The organism is Odoribacter sp., from assembly GCF_985060555.1.
Genome location: NZ_CFKYFN010000090.1, coordinates 118,427 through 136,659 on the forward strand (window position 1 = coordinate 118,427; position 18,233 = coordinate 136,659).

The window sequence follows — 18,233 nt, forward strand, 5'->3', positions numbered from 1 at the left end:
CATATAGCATTCAGACAGCCTCATTTCTGATTTGAAGTATTTATATCAGTCCGATAATTTCTTTGACAGACTTACAACCATTTTCATCCAGATAATCGTTTATACCTTCGATTATTTTTACGGTGATCGCCGGATCGATAAAATTAGCGGTTCCGATTTGAACAGCAGAAGCGCCTGCCAATAAAAATTCGATAGCATCGGTCGCACACATGATTCCTCCAAGGCCGACAACCGGAATCTTTACTGCTTTAGCGACTTGCCAAACCATACGTAGAGCGATCGGTTTTACACAAGCTCCGCTCAATCCCCCGGTAATCGTACTTAAAACGGGTTTGCGTTTTTTGGCGTCGATAGCCATTCCCAGCAGAGTATTGATCAGAGAAACCGAATCGGCTCCTTCACTTTCTACAGCCAAAGCTATTTCCTGTATATTAGTCACATTGGGGGATAATTTTACCATCAAATGCTTTTTGTATACCCGTCTGACTGCTTTTACGACTTCGGCAGCAGAAGCACAACTGGTACCGAAAGCCATTCCACCTTCCTTTACATTGGGACAGGAAATATTCAATTCGATGGCAGGGATGTGATCCAAGGCGTTGATTTTTTCTGCAGTCTCCGCATAATCAGTGATGGTAGACCCGGAAACATTTACCAGAATATTCGTTTCGATATCCTTTATTTCCGGATAAATACGTTCGATGAAATAATCGACCCCTTTATTTTGCAAGCCGACTGCATTCAACATACCGGACGGGGTTTCAGCCATACGGGGATAGGAATTCCCTTCGCGGTGTTTTAGGGTAGTACCTTTTACTATAAATCCACCCAACTTATCGAGTTGAATGAAATCTTGGAATTCTAAACCATAACCAAATGTTCCTGATGCTGTCAATACAGGATTTTTTAGCTCTAAGCCATTGAGGTTTATATTTAAATCTGCCATTTTAAATCATTTATATTAAATACCGGACCGTCTGTACATACACATTTATGACCTTCTTTGGTGTCGTTTACACAGCAAAGGCAAGCTCCGATTCCACAAGCCATCGTATTCTCCAGAGAAACTTCACAATCGATATGTTTAGAATAAGCATACCTGGCAACTGCTTTCATCATCGGTTCGGGGCCACAACAAAAGATATGGTCGAATTGTTCAGTTAGAATGGTATGCTGAGTGGGATATCCCTTTTCTCCATAAGAACCGTCTTCGGTTGTATAGTATACCGTTGCATACTTTTCATACTCTTCTTTTAAGATAATATCTTTCACTGTCCGGGTTCCGATCAGAACCACCGGGTGTAGCCCTTTATCGGAGAGTTCTTTGGATAAATGCAAAAGGGGAGCGATACCGACACCGCCACCAACCAGTAAACATCGTCCTTGTTCGGGTTGAGAGAAGCAATTTCCCAATGGAAGTATAATATTCAACTGTTCACCGGGCTTAAGCGTGGACAATTTTTCGGTCCCTTTACCTGCAATTTTTACTAAAAGATAAAGCAGGCCTTGTTTCTTATCCACATCATGCACGGATATCGGCCGGCGTAAAAAAGTAGAAGGGGAATGGTCTACTCTGACATTGACGAATTGTCCTGCCTGGATCTCCGGTAACTCTATGGAATGCAATACCAATAAAAAATTGTCTGCATTGAGCCGGCGGTTTTCTTTAACAGTAAAATCTAGTATTTTCTTCATGCTGTTTAATGAGATCTGGTGATCACTGATTTATTATTTATTGCAATTTTTCTTTCAGATAGTGCCCTGTATAGGATTCCGGACATTTTACCACTTGTTCCGGTGTACCGGTACAAACGATACGTCCACCTTCTTTTCCTCCCTCAGGTCCGAGGTCGATAACATAGTCGGCACATTTGATAACATCCATATTGTGTTCGATGATCAATACGGAATGTCCCCGTTCGATCAAAGCATTCAACGAACTCATCAATTTATGAATGTCGTGGAAATGCAGACCTGTCGTCGGTTCATCGAAAACAAAAAGGGTAGGATCGGCATTTTCCCGGCTTAAATGATAAGCCAGTTTGACCCGTTGGCTTTCACCACCGCTGAGAGTACTGGAAGACTGGCCCAGCTTCACATAACCTAATCCAACGTCTACCAATTTTTGTAACTTATCTACAATACTACGTTCGCTATGACCATTCCCCGCAGAAAAAAATTCCAGGGCCTGATTTACGGTCATTTCCAGAATATCATAAATATTTTTACCCTTATAACTGATCTCCAGTACCTCGTCTTTAAAGCGTCTGCCTTTGCAGTGTTCACACTCCAGAAATACATCCGCCATAAATTGCATTTCCACTTTAATAATTCCTTCTCCCTGACATTCTTCACAACGCCCACCGGGTACGTTGAAAGAAAAATGTGCCGGTTTAAACCCCTGTACCTTAGCAGCTTGTGTATCTGAGAAAATTTTACGGATATCGTCCCAAGCCTTTAAATAGGTAACCGGATTGGAGCGTGTAGATTTTCCTATCGGATTTTGGTCGATAAATTCGACTCCGGTAATGGCTTTCAAATCTCCGGTGAGTTTATCGAAACTACCTGTGCGATCGGAATAATCTCCATATAATTTCTTTAAGGCAGGTACCAGAATCGTTTTTATCAAAGTACTTTTACCTGAACCGCTGACTCCGGTAATCGCAGTCATGATTTTCAAAGGAATATCGACAGTGATATTTTTCAGGTTATTCTCGGTTGCTCCGCTGATTGTTATTTTTTGTTTCCAGGGACGTCTCCGGGCAGGAACTTCGATTTTACGCTTCCCGAAAATATAATCGGCGGTTAACGTACCGGCAGTTTTCAGTGCTTTCATATCGCCCTGAAATACAACTTCACCCCCCAGGCGTCCAGCCTGAGGGCCGATGTCGATCACCTGATCGGCTGCTTTAATGATGTCTTCGTCATGCTCGACGACGATGACGGTATTTCCCAAATCCCTTAGTTTTTTCAATACTTTGATCAATTGTTCGGTATCCCGGGAATGTAATCCGATACTAGGTTCATCCAGGATATAGAGCGAACCGACCAAAGCCGAACCCAGGGAAGTAGCTAAATTGATCCGCTGGGATTCTCCACCTGAAAGTGAAGAAGAAAGCCGGTTCAGAGTGAGATAACCCAAACCTACTTCAAGTAAAAATTCAAGTCGGTTCTTAATATCGGGAAGGATCCTTTCTGCCACTTTGTTTTGAGCCGGAGTCAAAGAAAGGGTATCGAAGAATACTTTCAGATCGGATACCGGCATTTCAACCAGTTCGGGCACCGATTTACCGCCGATCTTCACGTATGAAGCTTCGGGTTTTAAGCGAGTACCATGGCATTCTGGGCACTTGGTCTTTCCTGTATACCTGGCAATCATCACCCGGTTTTGAATTTTGTATTTTTTGGATTCCAAATAATTGAAGAAATCGTAAATTCCTCCAAAGTACGGACATCCGTTCCATAGGATATTCTTTTCCGCTTCTGTCAATTCATAATAGGGAGTATGAATCGGGAAATTAACTTTGTGTGCATGTTTCACCAATTCGTTTTTCCATTCGCTCATTTTTTCCCCTCTCCAACACAGCACAGCTTCTTCGTAGATACTGAGCGATTTATTCGGAACGACCAAGTCTTCGTCTATACCCAGAATTTTCCCATATCCTTCACATTTCGGACAGGCTCCCAAGGGAGAGTTGAAACTAAAGGTATTGACTGTAGGCACGACAAAGCTCATACCGTCTGCTTCGAAACGATTGGAAAAGGAGCGAATTTCCCCGTCGATCTCTATAAAACATTCTCCTTTTCCTTCATACAGGGCCGTTTCTACCGATTCGGAAACCCGGGAAGCGGTATCTTTTTCCTGGGTGATGTTGATCCGGTCGATGACGAGATATAGATCGGATGGGCTCGAAAGAACTTTATTTTCAGCGAGGATATCGTCGATCCGGTGATATGCTTTTCCTGATTTTATACGGGTAAATCCCTGGCTCAACAACAATTTTAAAGTTTCCACATCCTGCAAATGTTCAGGACGTGCCAGGATAATAACAGTTTTGCCGAGGTGGTCTTCCAGAATATACCGGGTAATGTCGTCAGTATGATCTCTTTTTACTTCCCGTCCCGATATCGGGGATATGGTTTGTCCTGCCCGGGCATATAATAATTTGATATAATCGTATATTTCTGTAGAAGTACCTACCGTCGAGCGTGGATTAGAAGTATTTACCTTCTGTTCGATTGCAACGGCAGGGGGAATTCCTTTGATATAATCACATTCCGGTTTATTCAGACGTCCCAGAAACTGCCGGGCATACGACGACAGACTCTCGACATACCGGCGCTGACCTTCGGCATATAGCGTGTCGAAAGCCAAAGAAGATTTGCCGCTACCTGATACTCCCGTGATGACAATCAGTTTATTGAGTTCGATTTTCAGATCGATATTTTTCAGATTGTGCACCCGTACACCCTTCAAATCAATATATGGTTTATTCATATTATCTTTCACATTTAGCATACAAAGATAATGAAAATGTTGCGAAAAATAAAAGCACCCGGCGAAGGGTGCTTTTAAGCGTTTGGAATATGTTTGGAAATACGTTTATAGTCCGTTTATGACTTTGGTTAATTATTCAGAAACTACTTCGAACTGAACATCGACTTTCACTTCACGATGAAGTTTGATGACAGCGGTATAAGTTCCTACTTCTTTAATTTCTTTCAGCATGATTTTCTTCCGGTCGATATCGAATCCCTGAGCCAATAAAGCTTCTGAAATCATGATATTGTTTACGGAACCGAAAATCTTACCGGTACTGCTGGTTTTAGCACCTACAGTCAGTTTCAATTCAGCCAGTTTTGCAGCCAATTCTTCAGCTTCTGCTTTCAATTTAGCTTCCTTATGTGCCCGTTGTTTGGTATTTTCTGCAACGATTTTCTTTGCAGCTTCGGTAGCTAAAATGGCATATCCCTGAGGAATCAGGTAGTTACGGCCATATCCGGGTTTTACGTTGATCACATCGTCTTTATGTCCCAGATTTGCGATATCTGTCAATAATATAATCTGCATTTCGTGTCCTCCTTTTAATTATTTCATCAAATCGGTTACGTAGGGCAACAAAGCAAGGTGTCTTGCTCTTTTTACAGCAGTTGCAACTTTTCTCTGGAATTTCACAGAAGTACCGGTAATTCTTCTGGGAAGGATTTTACCTTGTTCGTTCAAAAATTTCTTTAAAAATTCAGGATCTTTGTAATCGATGAATTTGATTCTTGCTTTTCTGAAACGGCAGTATTTTTTCTTTTTAACATCCACCGTTGGGGGGGTCAGATATCTGATTTCACTTTCGTTCTGTGCCATAGCTTATTTCTCCTCTTGTTTAGCTGCGTATTTACTTCTTCTTTTTAAAGTATACTCATAAGCATACTTGTCTAATCTAAACGTTAAAAAACGAATAACTCTCTCGTCACGTCTGTAAGCGGTTTCCAGTTTGTCAACCAGTGCACCTTCTGCTTCAAACTGCAACAAATGATAGAATCCGGTCGTCTTTTTCTGGATCGGATAAGCCAGCTTGCGAAGTCCCCAAGCTTCCTCATGTTCAATCGTACCACCATTATCGGTGATGGTATTCTTGAATTTTTCTACCGCTTCCTTTATCTGTTGTTCAGATAAAACGGGAGTTGTAATGAAAACGGTCTCGTAATGATTCAACATAATGATTTGATTATTAGTATAAAAATAATTTATCGGCCGCAAAGGTAGTATTTTCAACTGAAACTGCCAAACAAACAGGGGGCTTTTGAGTTATAAAGTTTATAAAGTCCGTAAAGTTTATAAAATCGATGTTCCCTGCGGGTACTTTTTTTAGGATCACTGAGGCGACCGATGGTAAATATGTATATAACTGCCTCTTTTAATAAATTCTTTTTATATTCAGGGCACGGTGATATTCGTTGGCATGCCGGTTGTGTTCCCGCAGGGTACGGGAAAAATAGTGACTACCGGAAAAATCACTTTTGGCACAGAAAAACATATAATCGTGGTGCTGATAATTCAATACCGCATCGATTACCCGGATAGAGGGCATACGTACCGGTCCGGGAGGAAGGCCTGTATTTTTATAGGTATTGTAAGGAGAGTCTATTTCCATATGTTTATCCAGCACCCGTCTGATGGAGAAATCTCCCCAGGCAAATTTCAGGGTCGGACAAGCTTCTAACTTCCAGCCTTTATTCAAGCGATTGATGTAAACCCCTGCGATGACAGGGTATTCGTCGGCAATATTGGTCTCTTCTTCTACAATCGAGGCCAATATCAGAATATCCATAGGAGAGAGGTCGGCTTTCCGGGCTTTCACTAGCCGCTCTTCTGTCCAGAATTTCCGGTATTCTTTATACATCCGCTGAATAAAATCTTCAACCGGCGTATGCCAATACACCTGGTAGGTGTTAGGGATAAACATACCGATGAAATTTTCCGGCGTAAAACTTAATTTCTTTACATATTCGGCGTTACGGGCCAATTGCAGAAATTCGGTCGAATCGATACCCAACTGACGGGATAAAATCGCAGCAAAGTCCTCTAAAGTACGGATATTGTTAAAAGTCAGGTGAACCGGTTCCTGACGACCGGCACGTAACATATTGATCAATTGATTATTGTTCATCTTGTCGACCAGGCGATACCGGCCGGTTTTTACTGCAGAAGGATATTTTTTCAGTTCTGCAAGCTTGCGAAGGGTGTATTCGTTTTTTACATATCCGCTACTGATCAGTGTTGTCATGACCGTTTCAAAGGAATCTCCCGGCTGAATGAAAATAATCCCATCATCGCCGACAGTGATGTTAGGACGCTGCACAAAGTAATAATAACCTCCTGCAATACCTCCCAAGCCGAGTAAAACAATCAAGCCGACGATTATTCCTGTCTTTTTCATCCGTTGACATTTTTCATTTTTTACTCTTCATTCCGAAAATAGAGTACGTAATAATTCATATCTCGGTCAGGATCGTAACCTTTGCGGATATATTTTTTTTCTCCGTGAATATAGACGTGAAAATTCTTGTCTAATTTAAGGACATGTTTAAAATATTTTTTCTCATCCTTCACAGCAAAATCCGATATGGCGAACTGGTCGGTGAGTTCGACATTATTATCCGTTTCGTACTGGCATTTGAAGTTCTCGAAAGCATTGATTACTTCGGGTTCTTGTACGACTTCTTGTTTGAAACGTTCTTCCGAAAAGACGTCCGCATCCTTAAAGAAATTAATCGATCGGTTGAGCATGTCTATTTGGTCTGCCCGTGGTACATCATTCTCCTGATTGTAAATATCTTTTACAAAATCCTTACACAGGTTCAGATAATTAGAGGTCTGGAAATAACTGGCCTCAGCCGGTTCCAGTCCTAGGAAATCGGTTGTCCAGTAGATCGCCTCTTTGGTATTCGTTTTATCCAGGATACAAACTTTGTATCCATTGTCCCGGTTGACATTGAAGACGATGCAAGCCTTGTCCAGTTTTTTGATATTGATCCCCGATTCTCCCACCAGTTGATAAGTATTCTGATTCATCACTATTTTCAGAAAAGTGTCTTTGGTTTCTGATTTGAAAATGCCGACAGCATCACAGACACCTTCTTCAACATTACAATTTCGAAAATGAACGATATACAATTCTCCGGGTTTGATATTCGGGTTGTTGGATTGTTCGAACAGATGTTCGGCTATTTGGACAGATTGCTGATAAAATTCAGACTCATTGTCGAAGATCTGGGAAACCGACGCATAGACCGGGTTATTCATCAACTCTTCTTCATAGGGCAAAAAGTTGTAATAAGCATCCTTCTTGAAGGCGGACAAGAAATAACTTTTCAATAAATTTACCACATCGGGATCTTCGGGTAGGAAACAACCGTCGGACAAAGTGAGCCCACCGCCTTCGAATTTATTGCCGACATGATGAATCACAATATTACTGATGTCGCTATTTTCAAAATTGATCATGACGATAAAATAGTTAAGGTAAATATTCCTATGTCAGAATCTGAAATTTACACCCAGATTCAAATTTTCCTTGAATTGTAACTTTTTGGAATTGTTCTCATTATAAATAGTTTCCGTATAAATCGAAGCCCTCATGAAATAGTTGATATTAAAGTCTATATTGAGTTTCCAGTTTACTGTAAAAGGAATTTTCTTTTTTTCTTCGTTATCGGATTCAAAATTCAGATAATGGTCTTTTTTTTCATAACTCATAAACCAGGTCAATTCGTTCCTGATGTTCATGATTTTAAAGATATTGTTTTGCGTGCTCCTCAGGTCTATTCTTGCACCGGCCTCCCTTCTGGCCCGTTTACCTTGTTCCACTCCATAACGTCCGACGTCGATTTTCGCCGTATCCCGGACAAAATTCCATTTACCGGCAATAGGGGAGATAAACAACGAAAAACGATCGTTAGGCTTAAAATCAAGACCCAATGACAGGGTGAAATCTCCCGGGCTCATAAAATTGGCAACCAGTTTCTTGTCCTGATCCTGCGGATACTCGTAGGAGTTGAAAAGCTGGGTAATGACATTGAACTGGGCGGTATAATACCAATGTTTAAAGGCCCTTTGTCCCAATTTCGAGTTCAACTCAAAGCGATCTTCATTCTTCCGGATATCTTCATCCCCATTTTTCATGAAACCGAAGCGATAGTGTACCCAGTTTTCCCAGCTGGTATTATTCCGGTTGTAATTCCAGAAATAACGGATATTACTCAACAGGGATAAGGAATTTTCCCCCCCACTGGTCCAGTTGGCCAGTTTACCCTGACTCATGGCCAACTCGACTTCGGAATAATAAGTCCAGTATCTCCGATGTAACTGCCCGACCTGCATCGGATTGAGCTTGAAATATTCATCGTCGAAGCGATTGGAAATGCCGGCTTCATTGGTTTCAGCATGTTTTTTCTCTATGGCGGGACTCTGGTATACATCTTCGTCAACATAGATTTTCAGCCGGTTACCTTGTGGCATCACCTGAATCCAGGTGCCGATCGTGTCGCATATTTTATTGGAAGCCCAAAAACGATGATATTGCATCCGCCCGTTATTGACCCAAAAGCGAACAGAGTTATCGGCCACACTCATGATTTCCAGCAGGACAGAATCCCGGCTGGCATCCCTAAGCCATATATAATTGGAATCCTGATGAATATAGTTGACAAAGGTCTGTAAATCGGTATTGATATATTCTTCAAAATCTCCGGTCAGTAAATACTCAGTATTTTTATAAAATTCGATACTATCATAGGTGATCTTTTGTTCGAGTGTTTCCAGGGCTTGTTCCTTTTTTCCCATCGTTTGGGCATATCTTTTCAGATACTCCACCACATGCTTTAATCTTTCATCTTCAGCATAGCGAATCAGGGTATTGATGGCTTCATTGACCTGTGGTTCCGGATAACGTTCCTTCTTCAGATTTTGTATGGCATACCGGACTCCCGGGTTTTCAATAGTCCGGTTTTCCTGTCTTACTTTGTAGAGAAAAGGAGGGAAGGAGAGCCCCGTCAGTTTATTTACCACAGGGCCGTTCAGTGGTGTCCGGGGCTCCATGACTTCCGGATATAACAACTGGGCCCAACCACTTCCGGTTATACATATAAACAGAAACAAAAGAAATATATTTCTCATAACACACTTATTTAAAAGGAGAATCCGGTTCTTTTGCCATCAGTGAATAACTGAGCCGATCCACTAAACCCGGCAACCATTTACTTAAGAATACGGCTAATTTACCTTCTACAAAAGTCATTATAATTTCTCTTTTTCTTTTTCTGATTCCTTTCACGATGATTGCAGCACATTTCTCGGCAGTCATCATTTTGTTTTCGTTCCGGGGACTTTCTCCTTGTTGCCGTCCATTGGCATTCAAAGCAGTTTTCCGTATGTTGGAAGCTGTAAAACCGGGGGCTGCCACCATCACATGAAGTCCTTTTTTCATATTTTCGATCCGGACGGTATTCAAAAATCCACGAACGGCAAATTTACTGGCCGCATAGCCTGTACGTCCCGGCAGACCTATAAATCCTGCAATAGAAATCACTCCGACCAAACTTCCTTTGGATTCCAATAAATAAGGTAAGGCATATTTCGAACAATATACGGTTCCCCAGAAATTGACATCCATTACTTTGCGGAGTACTGCCGGTTCCAGATCTTCCAACAAAGCGCGCATAGAAATTCCGGCATTGTTGATCAAAGCATCGATCCGTCCGAAACGGGCATAAGCTTGTTCGATCAATTCTTTACAAGCCAATTCTTTCGTCACATCGGTACGTACCGACAACACCTCAGCTCCTTGCTGTCTTAAATCTTGTTCGATATGAAGTAATTCCTCAATATTTCTTGCTGCTAAGACAACTTTAGCTCCTTGATGTGCCAATTCGTATGCTAAAGCTTTACCAATTCCGGACGACGCACCAGTAATAATAACGACTTTATCCCGCATAGTATGATGTGTGTTAAAACAATGTGGACAAAGATAATAATTTTTGTTGACATCTTTTTGAGCAAATATTTAAAATCTATAATAAGAATTGGGGTAAACTCAGTCTGGAATATTTGTCCTATAATTTATATTATGTTAATAATGATATTTTAAAATAAAGGGGAGTGGAAAATCCCCTTTATTTTTACTGTGCTTCGAGCTTTTGTTTTATCTCATCATATCTCTGCTGATATTCAGGTTTTTGATTTCTCAGTTTGAAATAAAGTTCTCTCAAAGTTACCAGGGTATTTTTTTCATCCGGACTGAGTTCCAATGCTTTTTCAAAATACGGAATGACAGATTCATAAGCGATGTAAACTTTTTCCAATTCTTTATTATATTCGTTGACATCGACTATATCCTGAACTTTTTTATGGAAATTGATCGCTTCTGTCAATTTAATATTTCCCAGATTGTATTGAGCCAAAAAGTCTTTCGGATCCAATTCCAACGCTTTTACATACATTTCCTCTGCTTGTGCCGGCCGCTCGGTTTTTTCGTATAATGTACCTTTAGCTCTGTAAAAAGATGCATTTTTCGGATCTTGTTTGATAGCCGCATCCAGATAAACTTCAGCTTTTTCAGGTTCACCCCCCAATAAATAATGATTGATCAATTCCACTAACATATACGCATTATCGGGATATTGTTCGTATCCTTTGTGCAGATATTCCAGTGCTTCATCGGTTTTGCCTTGTTGTTTCAAAACATTACTCAACATCGCATAACTTTGAGCCGGTTCGTAATTCAATTTTATAGATTCTTTCAGGAATTTTTCAGCATCGGCATATTCTTCGGCTTGCTGAGCACATAGACCGGCATTATAAATAACGGCGGTGTCGATGGAAACTTCTCCGTTTGCTGTCAGTATCGGCGAACTTTTTATTTCAAGTACTCTTTTGAAAGACGCCAAGGCCTTTTTAAACTCTTTTGCATTGTAAAGTTCAGCAGCTCTGTTGGTGAAATCGATCGCTAAATTCCGATATTGAATTGCCAGCTTTTTGGGATATTTTTTCTTCACATCCAATTCGATTACTTTTTGATAAGCTTCCCAGGCTTTTTCTACAGCTTCGGAATCTAATTTTTTGTAATCTGCGACAGGACTTTCATATAGGGCCTGATAAATCTGGCCTTTAGTGAAATAAGCCTTATCCCAGGCGACACAGGATTCATGTCCCATCGCTTCATCGATTAATTTTTTGGCCTGATCCAATTTACCCGAAGTCAGATAACTGATTGCCTGAGTTACTTTTCCTTTTTGTGCATACGTAAAAGTCGCACAAAAAAGTAAAATCATAATAAAGGATAATTTTCTCATAAGTATAAATTTTACATTAATTTATGTTTCTATTCCACGTATTTTACGTGATCTTGGTTACACATTTTCTTCAGACTGTCCGTTCGGCTCTGCTTCTCCCCTTTCTTCCTCGGCAACTACCTCACTATTCTCTTCCTCTTTCGCGGCAGAAACTTTCGCTACGGCAGCAATCGAATCCTCATTTCTTAAGTTGATCAGTTTCACTCCCTGGGTATTCCGTCCCATCACTCGCAAAGAAGAAACTTCAAGCCGGATAGTCAATCCCGAGCGATTGATAATCATCAGGTTATCTTCATCCGTTACATCGATCAACGCAATCAGATTACCTGTTTTTTCAGTCATATTGATAGTCTTGACCCCTTTACCGCCCCGATTAGTGATCCGATAATCTTCGATCGCCGAGCGTTTGCCGAAGCCATTTTCGGATACAACCAGAATATTGGCATTATTAGGCTCGACACAAACCATACCGATCGCTTCGTCGTCGTCGTCCATCCAGATTCCTCTGACTCCCGAAGCGGTACGTCCCATCGGCCGCACCTTAGACTCGGGAAAACGAATGGCTTTACCGGATTTTACGGCAATCATGATGTCATTCTCTCCATTGGTCAGCTTAGCTTCCAGCAACTGGTCGCCCTCTTTGATGGTAATGGCATTCACTCCATTCTGACGGGGACGTGAATAAGCCTCCAGTGTTGTTTTCTTAATGATACCTTTTTTGGTACACAATACGATATAATTGCTGTTGATATAGTCATAATCTTTTAAATCCAGCAGATTGATATAAGCTTTCACTTTATCGTCCGGTTCTATATTCAATAGATTCTGGATTGCCCGTCCTTTGGATTGTTTCGTACCTTCGGGTATTTCGTATACTTTCAGCCAGAAACATTTTCCCTTTTCTGTAAAGAAAAGCATGGTATTGTGCATGGTGGCCATAATCATATGTTCCAGGAAGTCTTCATCCCGTGTAGCCGAACCTTTCGATCCGACTCCTCCCCGGTTCTGCACTTTATATTCGGACAACGGAGTACGTTTAATATAACCCATATGAGAAATCGTGATCACCATTTCTTCATCTGCATAAAAATCTTCCGGATTGAATTCTTCGGAAGCATAAACGATATCTGTCCGGCGGTCGTCCCCATACTGTGCTTTTACAGCCAACAACTCGTTCTTAATAATCTCCATTCTCAGTTCGACATGGGCCAGAACGTCGTTCAAATGAGCGATCAGTTTTTCGATATCTTCATATTCGGCCCTTAATTTATCTTGTTCCAGCCCTGTCAATTGCCCCAGACGCATAGCGACGATTGCTGCTGCTTGTTTGTCTGTCAGACTGAACGCATCCATCAAGGCAGTCTGAGCGTCCTGAGGCGTTTTTGAAGCCCGGATCAAACGAATCACTTCGTCGATGTGATCGGAAGCAATGATCAGACCTTCCAGGATATGTGCCCGTTCTTCCGCTTTTCTCAATTCGAATTGAGTACGACGAACGACCACATCGTGCCGGTGTTCTACGAAGTAACGGATGATATCTTTCAGATTAAGTAATCTCGGACGTCCGTGAACCAAAGCGACGTTATTTACTCCGAAAGAAGATTGGAGGGCGGTATGCTTCAATAAAGTATTCAATACCACATTCGAAATCGCATCTTTCTTGATATCGATAACGATACGCATTCCTTCCCGGTCGGATTCGTCATTGATATTCGAGATACCGTCGATTTTCTTTTCGTTGATCAGGTCGGCAATCCGGGAAATCAACTCTGCTTTGTTGACCATATAGGGGATTTCGTGAACGATCAACTTTTCCCTACCGTTCGGCATCACCTCTACCGAAGTTTTCGGACGAATGACGACACGTCCCCTCCCGGTCAGATAGGATTCACGTACTCCACTGTATCCGTAGATCGTTCCACCGGTAGGAAAATCCGGAGCTTTAATAATTTTGATCAGCTCTTCGATGTCGATATCGTTATTATCGATATAAGCACAAATAGCATCTATAGCGTCTTTGATGTTGTGAGGCGGCATATTGGTAGCCATACCGACGGCAATCCCCGAGGCTCCGTTCACTAATAAATAAGGTATACGGGTCGGAAGAACTGTCGGTTCTTTCAACGAACCGTCGAAGTTATCCATCATATCGACGGTATCCTTGTCGATATCGACCAACATATCTTCAGTAATTTTCGCCATACGTGCTTCCGTATAACGCATTGCAGCAGGACTATCCCCGTCTACCGAGCCAAAGTTTCCCTGACCGTCCACCAACGGATAGCGCAATGACCATTCCTGTGCCATCCGGACCATAGCCATGTACACGGAACTATCGCCGTGAGGATGATACTTACCCAACACCTCTCCTACAATTCTAGCTGACTTCTTGTATGGTTTACCCGAGGTCAATCCCAATTCATCCATACCGAACAAGACTCGTCTATGAACGGGTTTCAGACCATCACGTACATCTGGTAAAGCCCGCGAAACAATCACCGACATTGAATAGTCAATGTAAGATGATTTCATTTCCTCTTCAATGTTGATTTTAATAATTTTTTCTCCGCCGTTTTCCATCTATATTTAAATTACTGTTAATCAAAGAAATAAAAGGGAAAACCACACTGTTTTTCCCTAATTCTGTAAAAATCACACAAATGTAATAAATTCAGACATTATAAAAGAAATTTACCTCTTCTTTTTACGATCGATTTTCGAAAATCTCCCGATCAGGAATTTCAATTTCCAGGGTATCGTATGCTAATTTTACCTGAACAGGCAACTCTTTCGATACCTCTGCCGAAAGTCCCATTTGATGACCGATATGGGTCAAAAAAGCACTTTTAGGCTGGATACGGGCTATCATGGTAAGTGCTTCTTCTAAATTGAAGTGAGACATATGCAATTCCTTGCGAAGTGCATTTATTACCAGATATTCTACCCCCTTCAGCCGTTCCATGGAAGAGGCCGGGATTGTTTTTGCATCGGTGATATAAGCAAAATTACCGATCCGAAATCCCAGTACGGGCATTTTATAATGCAAAACCGGAATAGGAACCACTTGAATATCATCTATGTAAAAAGGCCGGTCGTCGATCACATGATAGTTGATTTCAGGCACACCGGGATAACGGAAAGCTGCGAAGGCATAAGAGAAATCTTTGTATACAACTTCCCGGGTTCCCTCGTTACCGTATACGTCGACAGCTCCTTGTTTCACCCAATTGAAAGCCCGCACATCATCCAAGCCACCGATATGGTCTTTATGGCCATGGGTCAGTAATATCGCCCGCAGGTCTTTCACCTGACTCCGGAGCATTTGATACCGGAAATCGGGTCCTGCATCTATAATAATTTTCTTTCCTTTTATATCCAGCATGGCAGAAGCTCTCAGCCGTTTATCATGTGGATCGGCTGAACGGCATACCGGACAATCACAAGCAATCACGGGAATACCCTGTGATGTTCCACTTCCCAGAATAGTTAATTTCATACAGTCTTAAATTGTCTCCACAAAGATAACATATATTACAAAATTGGTGTTACCTTTGAACAGATTTTAATTCCTAAAATGTCTATCGATTTCTGAATTTTAATATGGGAAAATTATTTCTGATTCCCAATACGTTGGGAGATTCAAATATCCATGGGGTGTTACCTTCCGAAGTGATCGCCCGCATTAAAAATATAAAAATATTCGCCAGCGAAAACCCCCAAAATACCCGTCGTTTCTTGAAACAGATCGATAAATCGATTGTTTTGGAGAAATTGACTTTTTTGGAATTAAACGAACATTCGGATCGCAAAGCAGTCGAAGCTTGTTTGCCTTACCTGGAGAAAGAGGATGTCGGTATTATTTCAGAGGCCGGTTGTCCGGGAATCGCAGATCCCGGAGCAGAATTGGTCGCTTTAGCCCATCGGAAAGCGATTCAAGTTGTGCCGCTGGTCGGTCCATCGTCGATTTTGTTGGCTTTAATCGCTTCGGGCTGTAACGGCCAGCATTTTTCATTTAACGGTTATCTGCCCGTAAAGAGCCCCGAAAGAAATAAAGCCTTAAAAAATTTTGAACGCCAGTCACAAGCTGAAAACCGAACCCAGATTTTTATCGAAACCCCTTACCGGAATCTGAAGCTTTTTGAAGAAATGCTTCAAGTATTACATCCTCAAACTTTACTTTCGATAGCTTGTGATATTACTACTGAAAATGAATATATCAGAACAATGTCTATTCAGGATTGGAAGAAACAGAAACCGGATATCAATAAACGGCCGGCAATCTTTCTGATCTATGCTTCTACCGGAATTAAAACCCGCTGACCGGAAACAACCTGCAAAAAATACCGTAAACCGAATATGAACTAAAATATTTCGTTTATGGAAAAATCTATCAGAATCGCCCAGATTCTTGGCGATAAGCAAGAATATTATTTAGGACATTCTTGTAAAACGATCGACAAATCACTTCTCTACACTCCAGGGCCTGATGTTATTGAAAAGGTTTGGATGAATAGCGACCGGAATCTCCCGACCCTGAATAATATGCGGAGATTGTTGATGCAGGGAAGATTGGCCAATACCGGATATGTATCCATTTTGCCGGTAGATCAGGGGGTCGAACACACGGCAGGGGCTTCTTTCGCTCCTAATCCGCTGTATTTCGATCCGGAAAACATCGTTAAACTAGCTATTGAAGGAGGATGTAATGCCGTTGTTTCTACTTTCGGAGTTTTGGGGAGTGTCGCCCGGAAGTATGCCCATAAAATACCGTTTGTAGTAAAAATCAATCACAACGAACTTCTTAGTTATCCCAATTCATACGACCAGATTTTATTCGGTCAGGTCAAAGAAGCCTGGGATATGGGAGCCATCGGAATCGGTGCGACTATTTATTTCGGTTCACCGGAAAGTCGCAGACAACTGGTCGAAATTGCGAAAATATTCGGTCAGGCGCATGAATTAGGTATGTTTACCATTTTATGGTGTTATCTGCGGAATCCGGCATTCAAAAAATTCGGTAAGGATTATCATGTTGCAGCCGATCTGACCGGGCAGGCAAATCATCTGGGCGTGAGTATAGAAGCAGATATCATAAAACAGAAACTTCCCGAGAACAACGGTGGTTTTTCTGCCTTGAATTATTCTAAATCCGATCAACGGATGTACACTGAATTAACCTCCGAACATCCGATCGATCTATGCCGCTATCAAGTGGCTAATTGTTATATGGGACGTATCGGCCTGATCAATTCGGGCGGGGAATCCCACGGGGAAAGTGACTTAAAAGAAGCTGTCATCACCGCTGTAGTCAATAAAAGAGCCGGCGGTATGGGCTTGATTTCAGGCCGAAAAGCCTTCCAAAAACCAATGGCTGAAGGAGTTCAATTATTACATGCCATACAGGATGTCTATCTGGATTCCCATATTAAACTGGCTTAAATATTAGAAATGGACAGATTTTCAATTTATAAATTCCTTGGATCCTACAGGACTGGCACTTTATTTCCGATCGGTCACACCAGCAACCGTAGAGACACGTCTATAGGGTCCAGGGAATTGAGGAACTTTAAACAAAAAAGATTCACTTTTTTTGTCCTTGTTTGGCTACTGCTTCCATCAATTTCTTAATTTCTTCGGGATCTCCCAGAAAATAGTCGTTGATCAGGCGAAGGTCATTGTCGAAATCAAAAACATAAGGTACGGCTGTAGGAAGGTTCAAACCGACGATATCTTCATCGGAAATATTTTTCAGGTATTTAATGATTCCTCTCAAGCTGTTTCCGTGCGCAGTAACCAAAATTTGATCGATATGTGTCAATGAAGGAAATATTTCTTCTTTCCAATAAGGTAAGATACGTTCGACAGTATCTTTCAAAGATTCTGTTTCAGGCAATAAGGCTGGCGGTACATCTTTATATCTGGGATCGAATCGGGGATTCCGTGGATCTTCCGGTGATAAAGCCGGGGCCGGAATATCATAACTTCGCCGCCAGATCAATACTTGTTCGTCACCGTATCGGGCAGCAGTCGTACTTTTATTGAGTCCTTGCAGAGCCCCGTAATGTTTTTCGTTCAGCCGCCAGTTTTTCTCTACCGGAATCCAATCCTGGTCTAAACGGTCGAGTACATAATTCTGTGTTTTAATGGCTCTTTTCAGATAAGAAGTATAGGCTTTGTCGAATACAAATCCCTTTTCTTTCAGTAAATCTCCGGCTTTGATGGCTTCTTGAATCCCTTTGGGAGATAAATCGACATCCGTCCAGCCGGTAAATTTATTTTCCTGATTCCACAGACTTTCTCCGTGGCGTAATAAAACGATCCTTTTCATCCTATTTCGATTTAATGTTTCTAAATCATACGATGCAAGGCCCGTCAGAGTTTTATAT

16 protein-coding genes are annotated in these 18,233 nt (G+C 41.5%); 2 read left to right on the top strand and 14 right to left on the bottom strand.

Annotation, left to right across the window (positions count from 1 at the left end; genetic code table 11):
- Nucleotides 1–40: 40 nt before the first annotated feature.
- The 13 genes from AC5RDS_RS12065 to AC5RDS_RS12125 form a co-directional block, all read right to left on the bottom strand.
- On the bottom strand, nucleotides 41–946 hold the full coding sequence (locus AC5RDS_RS12065; RefSeq protein WP_013611040.1) for a dihydroorotate dehydrogenase: 906 nt from the start codon (nucleotides 944–946) through the stop codon (nucleotides 41–43).
- Nucleotides 934–1,695 carry a dihydroorotate dehydrogenase electron transfer subunit gene (locus tag AC5RDS_RS12070; RefSeq protein WP_013611039.1) on the bottom strand — a complete coding sequence of 254 codons (762 nt, stop codon included), beginning with the start codon at nucleotides 1,693–1,695 and terminating at the stop codon, nucleotides 934–936. The genes AC5RDS_RS12065 and AC5RDS_RS12070 overlap by 13 nt, the downstream gene beginning before the upstream one ends.
- Nucleotides 1,696–1,732: 37 nt before the next feature.
- Nucleotides 1,733–4,498 carry an excinuclease ABC subunit UvrA gene (uvrA, locus tag AC5RDS_RS12075; RefSeq protein WP_306444913.1) on the bottom strand — a complete coding sequence of 922 codons (2,766 nt, stop codon included), beginning with the start codon at nucleotides 4,496–4,498 and terminating at the stop codon, nucleotides 1,733–1,735.
- Nucleotides 4,499–4,630: 132 nt separating this feature from the next.
- Nucleotides 4,631–5,071, bottom strand: coding sequence for a 50S ribosomal protein L9 (gene rplI, locus AC5RDS_RS12080; RefSeq protein ID WP_013611037.1), 441 nt, complete (start codon nucleotides 5,069–5,071; stop codon nucleotides 4,631–4,633).
- Between the two features lie 18 nt (nucleotides 5,072–5,089).
- On the bottom strand, nucleotides 5,090–5,359 hold the full coding sequence (gene rpsR, locus AC5RDS_RS12085; protein ID WP_013611036.1) for a 30S ribosomal protein S18: 270 nt from the start codon (nucleotides 5,357–5,359) through the stop codon (nucleotides 5,090–5,092).
- A gap of 3 nt (nucleotides 5,360–5,362) precedes the next feature.
- Nucleotides 5,363–5,713: a 30S ribosomal protein S6 gene (rpsF, locus tag AC5RDS_RS12090; RefSeq protein WP_013611035.1), complete on the bottom strand. Its 351-nt coding sequence runs from the start codon at nucleotides 5,711–5,713 to the stop codon at nucleotides 5,363–5,365.
- 199 nt (nucleotides 5,714–5,912) lie between these two features.
- Nucleotides 5,913–6,935 (bottom strand): endolytic transglycosylase MltG, encoded by a 1,023-nt coding sequence (mltG, locus tag AC5RDS_RS12095; RefSeq protein ID WP_013611034.1) that lies wholly within the window; start codon nucleotides 6,933–6,935, stop codon nucleotides 5,913–5,915.
- Between the two features lie 20 nt (nucleotides 6,936–6,955).
- Complete coding sequence (locus tag AC5RDS_RS12100) at nucleotides 6,956–8,002, bottom strand: nucleoid-associated protein (protein WP_013611033.1); 1,047 nt, start codon at nucleotides 8,000–8,002, stop codon at nucleotides 6,956–6,958.
- A gap of 33 nt (nucleotides 8,003–8,035) precedes the next feature.
- Nucleotides 8,036–9,673, bottom strand: a complete 1,638-nt coding sequence (locus AC5RDS_RS12105) for a DUF3078 domain-containing protein (protein WP_172721166.1) — start codon at nucleotides 9,671–9,673, stop codon at nucleotides 8,036–8,038.
- A 7-nt stretch (nucleotides 9,674–9,680) separates the two neighbouring features.
- Nucleotides 9,681–10,490 carry an SDR family oxidoreductase gene (locus AC5RDS_RS12110; RefSeq protein ID WP_013611031.1) on the bottom strand — a complete coding sequence of 270 codons (810 nt, stop codon included), beginning with the start codon at nucleotides 10,488–10,490 and terminating at the stop codon, nucleotides 9,681–9,683.
- 184 nt (nucleotides 10,491–10,674) lie between these two features.
- Complete coding sequence (locus AC5RDS_RS12115) at nucleotides 10,675–11,847, bottom strand: tetratricopeptide repeat protein (RefSeq protein WP_118122170.1); 1,173 nt, start codon at nucleotides 11,845–11,847, stop codon at nucleotides 10,675–10,677.
- Nucleotides 11,848–11,904: 57 nt separating this feature from the next.
- Nucleotides 11,905–14,427: a DNA gyrase subunit A gene (gyrA, locus tag AC5RDS_RS12120; RefSeq protein ID WP_118103035.1), complete on the bottom strand. Its 2,523-nt coding sequence runs from the start codon at nucleotides 14,425–14,427 to the stop codon at nucleotides 11,905–11,907.
- A 124-nt stretch (nucleotides 14,428–14,551) separates the two neighbouring features.
- Complete coding sequence (locus AC5RDS_RS12125) at nucleotides 14,552–15,343, bottom strand: MBL fold metallo-hydrolase (RefSeq protein ID WP_013611028.1); 792 nt, start codon at nucleotides 15,341–15,343, stop codon at nucleotides 14,552–14,554.
- Between the two features lie 104 nt (nucleotides 15,344–15,447).
- Here AC5RDS_RS12125 and AC5RDS_RS12130 point away from each other — a divergent pair, with 104 nt between their 5' ends.
- Together AC5RDS_RS12130 and AC5RDS_RS12135 are read left to right on the top strand one after the other, a co-directional pair.
- A complete protein-coding gene (locus AC5RDS_RS12130) occupies nucleotides 15,448–16,167 on the top strand; it encodes an SAM-dependent methyltransferase (RefSeq protein ID WP_217774064.1) in 720 nt (239 codons plus the stop codon).
- Nucleotides 16,168–16,224: 57 nt separating this feature from the next.
- The gene (locus AC5RDS_RS12135; RefSeq protein WP_013611026.1) at nucleotides 16,225–17,286 is read left to right on the top strand and encodes a class I fructose-bisphosphate aldolase; all 1,062 of its coding nucleotides are present in this window, start codon (nucleotides 16,225–16,227) and stop codon (nucleotides 17,284–17,286) included.
- A 142-nt stretch (nucleotides 17,287–17,428) separates the two neighbouring features.
- Here the strand turns inward: AC5RDS_RS12135 and gpmA are convergent, their stop codons facing one another.
- Nucleotides 17,429–18,175 (bottom strand): 2,3-diphosphoglycerate-dependent phosphoglycerate mutase, encoded by a 747-nt coding sequence (gene gpmA / locus AC5RDS_RS12140; RefSeq protein WP_013611025.1) that lies wholly within the window; start codon nucleotides 18,173–18,175, stop codon nucleotides 17,429–17,431.
- Nucleotides 18,176–18,233: the final 58 nt, after the last annotated feature.